Source organism: Synechococcus sp. R55.7, from assembly GCF_047461955.1.
Taxonomy (GTDB): Bacteria; Cyanobacteriota; Cyanobacteriia; order Thermostichales; family Thermostichaceae; genus Thermostichus.
In genome coordinates, this window is sequence record NZ_JANSIC010000169.1 from 1 (window position 1) to 5,640 (window position 5,640).

Sequence of the window (5,640 nt, forward strand, 5' to 3'; positions counted from 1 at the left end):
GATTCCACCTCGACTTGACCCCTCAATTCCAGACGTCGTTCGCCGGGGTAGGCAGAGCCTTGCTCGGCGCGGGTGCGGATGGCGCGGTTGTCTTCGTCGAAGAATTCCCCCTGAACGGCCTGCAAATGGGCGGATCCCAACTGCACAGGAGCGGCACCATTTTCTGGGGGGGACTCATATTCGGCCAGGCGAGCCTGTAAGCGCCAGAGAATGGCACCATCCGGTCTGGCCTGGGTGAGGGTGATGTCTTCGTAGATTAACTGGGGAGTGGGAATGGGATCCGCAGGTGTGGGATCCCTGTCTGGGGATGGCTCCAGCGCTCCGCAGGCAAGGCTCAACAGGGCCAAAGCTGCCAGGGAGCTGAGGATGGACAAAGACCTGGACTGCATGGATCTTCTTCCTTGTGGGCGCTCTCCCCTACCCTAGCTTTCTTAGGACTCCGTCCCGCTGGCGCGATCAGCCGTATCCTTCCGCTGCGCTGAGCCGGATCCCGCTCTCGGCAAACCCGTGGCATTATCAGGGCAAAGTGTTTTTGGGGGCAAGCGTGACCCAACTGTTGCAACTTTTCATCTACGGCCTTGTCTTGGGCAGCATCTACGCCCTGGGAGCAATTGGGGTGTCGCTGACCTTTGGCATTTTGCGCTTTGCCAACTTTGCCCACGGGGATCTGATGACCCTGGGGGCCTACTTCGGCCTGACATTTGTTGGGTTGGGTTGGCCAATTGGGGTCAGCCTGCTCCCGGCAGCTTTGGCCACGGTACTTTGTGCAGTTGGGATCGACCAACTCATTTATCGCCGCCTGCGCCGGGAGGCCCCGGTGATCTTGCTCATTTCTTCTTTTGGCACCGCTCTGATTCTGCGCAGCCTGGTGCAGATCATCTGGGGGCCCAACAATCAGGTGTACCGCAGCGGGATCCAGTTGCCGTGGCGGCTTGGAGAGCTGCGCATCAAGCCCGATTGGGCAGTGATCCTGGTGGGAACAGCCCTGTTGGTGGTGGCCCTGCATCTTTTCTTACAACGCACGCGGGTGGGCAAAGCGATGCGGGCCATGGCCGACAATTTTGAGCTGGCCAAGATTACCGGCATTGATACAGAGCGGATCGTCCTCTGGACTTGGGCCATCGGCGCAGCTTTGGCCTGTGCAGCAGGTGTGTTCCTGGGTATGGATACCCGGCTGCACCCCACCATGGGCTGGCGGCTATTGTTGCCCATTTTTGCAGCGGCCATTCTCGGCGGCATCGGTCGCCCTTACGGGGCTATTGCCGGAGGGCTGGTGATTGGCCTGGCGGAAGAATTCTCGACCTTGGTGATCAACCCGGCCTATAAAACCGGGGTGGCCTTCGCCATATTGGTATTGCTGCTGATCTTCCGACCCACAGGATTACTGGGATCCCCGGGTGGGGGGGATGTCTGATGTTGAGCTACGGCATTTTCTTTTTGATTTTGGTGGGGATCTACGGCGTGCTGGTGCTGGGCCTCAATATCCAGTGGGGCTACGCCGGCATGTTCAACATCGGGGTGGGGGCTTTTTTTGCCGTGGGAGCCTATGCCAGCGCCATTGTAACCACACCCCCAAGCGCCGAGCATTTGGGCGGCTTCAATCTGCCCTTTTGGGTGGGTTTTGCCATAGCTGTGGCTGTCGCCGGGGCGATTGCCTTTTTGATCGGCTTGATTACCCTGAAGCTGCGTTCCGACTACTTGGCCATCGCCACCATCGGCATTGCTGAGATCATCAGCCAAATCCTGAGAAATGAGGGCTGGCTGACCAATGGCGTACGGGGAATTACCCGCATTCCACGACCCTTTCGCGGCTGGATCCCAGGTCAGGATACTCTTCTCTACTTGGGCTTGGTGCTGGTCATTTTGGCGGTGGTCTATTGGGCTGCGGAGCGGGCCTATCGCTCCCCCTGGGGGCGGGTGCTGCGGGCCATTCGCGAGGATGAACCGGCAACCCTGGCTGCCGGCAAAGATGTGCTCCAGTTTCGCCTGCAAGCGTTTGTGCTGGGATCCATGCTCATGGGGTTGGCGGGGGCCCTCTACGCCCATTTTGTCAATTTCATCAGCCCAGAAGCCTTTCAACCGGAGTTTGCCACCTTTATCGTTTGGGTAATGCTGATCGCGGGGGGCAGTGGCAACAATCGCGGCGCCTTGCTGGGAGCGCTGGTAATTTGGGGGGTGTGGTCGGGCAGCGAGTGGCTCACCAACCGTTTGCCGCCCCAGTGGGCCACCCGGGCTGGCCCTTTGCGCATTTTGTTGATCGGGATCCTGCTCCAGGTGATTCTTCTGACGCGCTCTCAAGGATTGTTGCCTGAACGTCCGCCCAAGCCCGTCTTGGGCACTTCTCCTTCGCCTCAGCAGAACCCCGCAGGATAGGATTGGGTCGGCTCCAGCTGTTGTTGACGTGTTTGAGATAACCCAGCCCTCTGTCGTCATGACTCCGCGTCCCAAGGAAACTGACCCTTCCTGGCCACCTTGCAACCCCGACACGACGGGCTGCCCCCCTGATGCCGGACAACCAGGGATCCGGACTACACCCATCCAAGAGGGCTATGCTCTGCCGGAGCAGTATTTCAACCGGGAGCTGAGCTGGATTGAATTCAATGCCCGGGTTTTGCACGAGGCCCTGGATGAGCGCACACCGCTGCTGGAGCGGCTGAAGTTTCTGGCCATCTTTGAGAGCAACCTGGACGAATTTTTCATGGTGCGGGTGGCGGTGATCCGTCGTCAGTTGGAAACGGGCGTGTTGGTGCTAACCCCAGATGGCCTCACACCGCAGCAGCAGTTGCAGCAGATCTCGAGCCACCTGCGCCCCCTGATTCGAAAATTGCACACTTGCTTCCGGCAGGAACTGGTGCCCAAGCTGGCGGAACAGGGCATTCACATCCGCGATTTTTCCGAGCTGGCCGAGTCGGAACGGCAGGAGCTGCGGGACTACTTTGAGAGGCGTTTGTTTCCGGTGCTCACCCCCTTGGCAGTGGATCCGGGCCATCCCTTTCCCTACATCTCCAACCTCAGCCTCAGCTTGGCGGTGGTGGTGCGGGATCCAGAGACTGGCAAGGAGCATTTTGCTCGCGTGAAGGTGCCCAACACCTTGCCCCGCTTTGTGCCGCTGCGGGATGGGGTGAGCTTTGTGCCGCTGGATCAGGTGATTGCCCACCATCTGGAAGCGCTGTTTGTCGGCATGCAGGTGCTGGAGTACTACCCCTTCCGCATCACCCGGGATGCCGATCTGGAAATCCAAGAGGACGAGGCCGACGATCTGCTGGCTGCCATTCAAGAAGAGCTGCGCAAGCGCCGCTTCGGCTCAGTGGTGCGCATGGAGATTGCCAGCCAAACTCCGGCAGCCATCCGACAACGGCTCAGCGAAGAGATGCGCCTCAACAGTGACTCGGTGTACGAAGTGGATGGCCTCTTGAGTATGGGGGGGGTGATGGCGTTTCTCAGCCTGAATCGGCCCGATTTGAAGGATCCCCCTTGGGGGCCGGTCACCCCGCCCCGCCTGCGCACTGCCTCGGTCAGCGATGAGCCGGTGGATATCTTTGCCGTCATCCGGGAAGGGGATCTGTTGGTGCATCACCCCTACGATTCTTTTGCCGCCAGCGTGGAACGGTTTTTGGAGGAGGCCGCCAACGATCCGCAGGTGCTCACCATTAAGCAAACCCTCTACCGCACCTCCGGCGACTCGACGGTGGTGAAATCCCTCATTCAGGCCGCCGAAAACGGCAAGCAGGTGGCCGCTCTGGTGGAGCTCAAAGCCCGTTTCGACGAAGAAAACAACATCCTCTGGGCCAAAAAGCTGGAGAAAGCCGGGGTCCACGTGGCCTACGGCCTGCCGGGGCTGAAAATCCACTGCAAACTGGCTTTGGTGGTGCGGGAAGAGGAGGGATCCCTGCGCCGCTACGTCCACATCGGTACCGGCAACTACAACCCCAAAACCGCCCGTATCTATACCGACCTAGGGCTGTTCACTTGCGATGAGACCCTCTGCAACGATGTTACGGAATTGTTCAACCTACTGACGGGCTACTCACGGCAACGGCAATTCCGCAAGCTCTTGGTGGCCCCCAGAACCCTACGCCAGGGCATGGAAGCCCTGATCCGCCGCGAGATGCGCCATGCCCAAGCGGGGGGCCAGGGGCGTATCATCGTCAAGATCAACTCTCTCACCGACCCGGAAATGATCCGGCTGCTCTACGAGGCCAGCCAAGCCGGGGTGGAGATCGATCTCATCGTGCGGGGCATGTGCTGCCTCAAGCCGGGGATCCCCGGCCTAAGCGAACGCATCCGCGTGATCAGCATCATCGGGCGCTTCCTGGAGCACTCCCGCATCTTCTACTTCTACAATGGCGGCCAGGAAGAGTACTTCATCGGCAGTGCCGACTACATGACCCGCAACCTGGATCGGCGCGTTGAGGTGGTTACCCCTGTGGAGGATCCCGCGTTGCAGCGGGAGCTCAAGGCGATCTTGGACATCTGCCTGACGGACAACCGGCAAGCCTGGGAGTTGCGCCCTGATGGCACCTACGTGCAGCGGCAACCCAAGCCAGGAGAGCCTGTGCGCTCCACCCACCAACGCCTGATGGAGCGGGCCGCCAGCCGCATTTAGCAGGATGACTCTCACTGCTAACCTCTCTCAGAGGGAGAGAGGAGCAGCCTCGCCGCTATCGGGAATGGCCACCAAAGCTCAGGATCCGGTGGTCTTGGCGGCCTCGGCCTCTTCCTCGCCCAGCGCAATTACCCGTTCCGTGGCCTGCAACGAAGACTGCAAGCTCTCCAACTTTTCCCGGCTGGCGCGGTTCAGCCACGACTCGATTGCATTCACCAAGAGCTGATCCACAGAGAACCAGCCCCCCCCATTCACCGCAAAGGCCAGGAAGATCGCTGCGTAGATGGCGGATAGCTCCAAGTAGGGAACGCTGAAGCCGGCCACCTTAATGTGATGGAACATGGCCACCGCCATCGTGGCGAACAAGCCCAGTGCTGCCCCGCGGGTCAACAAACCCAACGCCACCATCGGAGCTGCGATCAGCTCGGTATAGGCAGCCACATAAGCGAAGAAGATCGGGAAGGGCAACCCGATCACTTCTACATAAGCCGTCGCAAACCCTTCAATATCTGCCAGCTTGTCAAGGCCGTTGTGAATCATGAATAGCCCTGCCACCACCCGCAAAACGGTCCACGCCACTTGAGACCAGCGCGGAGTTACGCTGTCGTGACGCAAAGCTGAGGCGAGTAGCACGGGAAACTGCTGAGTGAGTGCCATAGGATAAAACCTGCGATGCAAAGATGAGCAAGGATTCTAACTTATTGTAACGATTCTAAATTTCTGTAACAAGGGTGGGACTCAGATCCCCAGTGGTCAAGGGATCCCATGCAAAAACAGGGATCCCATGCAAAAACAAGGCCTCCGGCCCGCTTTCGCGACCGGTCGGGTGGGTTTCCGGCGAGCTTTCACCCTCGCACACCACCTCTGCTCTTGGCCTGGGACTTTTCCGGCCTTGCTGAGACCTGTCAACCTCTGTAAATGGATCCCTCATAATGGGTTCATTTGCTGCCTGTGTCGATATGGTTGCCGAATCTGTCCTCGCCTCTGATGTCAGCTCCGCCAAAGCCCAAGCCGGGAGAGAGGAGGGATCCCCG

At 59.5% G+C, this 5,640-nt stretch carries 5 protein-coding genes; 3 read left to right on the plus strand and 2 right to left on the minus strand.

The genetic code is table 11. The annotated features are described in order from the left end of the window. Positions 1–389, minus strand: a 389-nt coding sequence (gene lptC / locus NW820_RS09330; RefSeq protein WP_414407335.1) for an LPS export ABC transporter periplasmic protein LptC, incomplete at its 3' end; no start/stop codon positions are given. Between the two features lie 155 nt (positions 390–544). Here lptC and NW820_RS09335 point away from each other — a divergent pair. From NW820_RS09335 to ppk1, 3 genes are read left to right on the plus strand one after another with little or no spacing between them, the layout of a single operon-like run. Beyond that, positions 545–1,414, plus strand: coding sequence for a branched-chain amino acid ABC transporter permease (locus NW820_RS09335; protein ID WP_414407336.1), 870 nt, complete (start codon positions 545–547; stop codon positions 1,412–1,414). After that, positions 1,414–2,373 carry a branched-chain amino acid ABC transporter permease gene (locus NW820_RS09340; RefSeq protein WP_414407337.1) on the plus strand — a complete coding sequence of 320 codons (960 nt, stop codon included), beginning with the start codon at positions 1,414–1,416 and terminating at the stop codon, positions 2,371–2,373. The genes NW820_RS09335 and NW820_RS09340 overlap by 1 nt, the downstream gene beginning before the upstream one ends. A gap of 58 nt (positions 2,374–2,431) precedes the next feature. Then, positions 2,432–4,606 carry a polyphosphate kinase 1 gene (ppk1, locus tag NW820_RS09345; protein WP_414407338.1) on the plus strand — a complete coding sequence of 725 codons (2,175 nt, stop codon included), beginning with the start codon at positions 2,432–2,434 and terminating at the stop codon, positions 4,604–4,606. A gap of 78 nt (positions 4,607–4,684) precedes the next feature. Here the strand turns inward: ppk1 and NW820_RS09350 are convergent, their stop codons facing one another. Continuing rightward, positions 4,685–5,263 (minus strand): DoxX family protein, encoded by a 579-nt coding sequence (locus NW820_RS09350; protein WP_414329342.1) that lies wholly within the window; start codon positions 5,261–5,263, stop codon positions 4,685–4,687. Between the last annotated feature and the right edge of the window lie 377 nt (positions 5,264–5,640).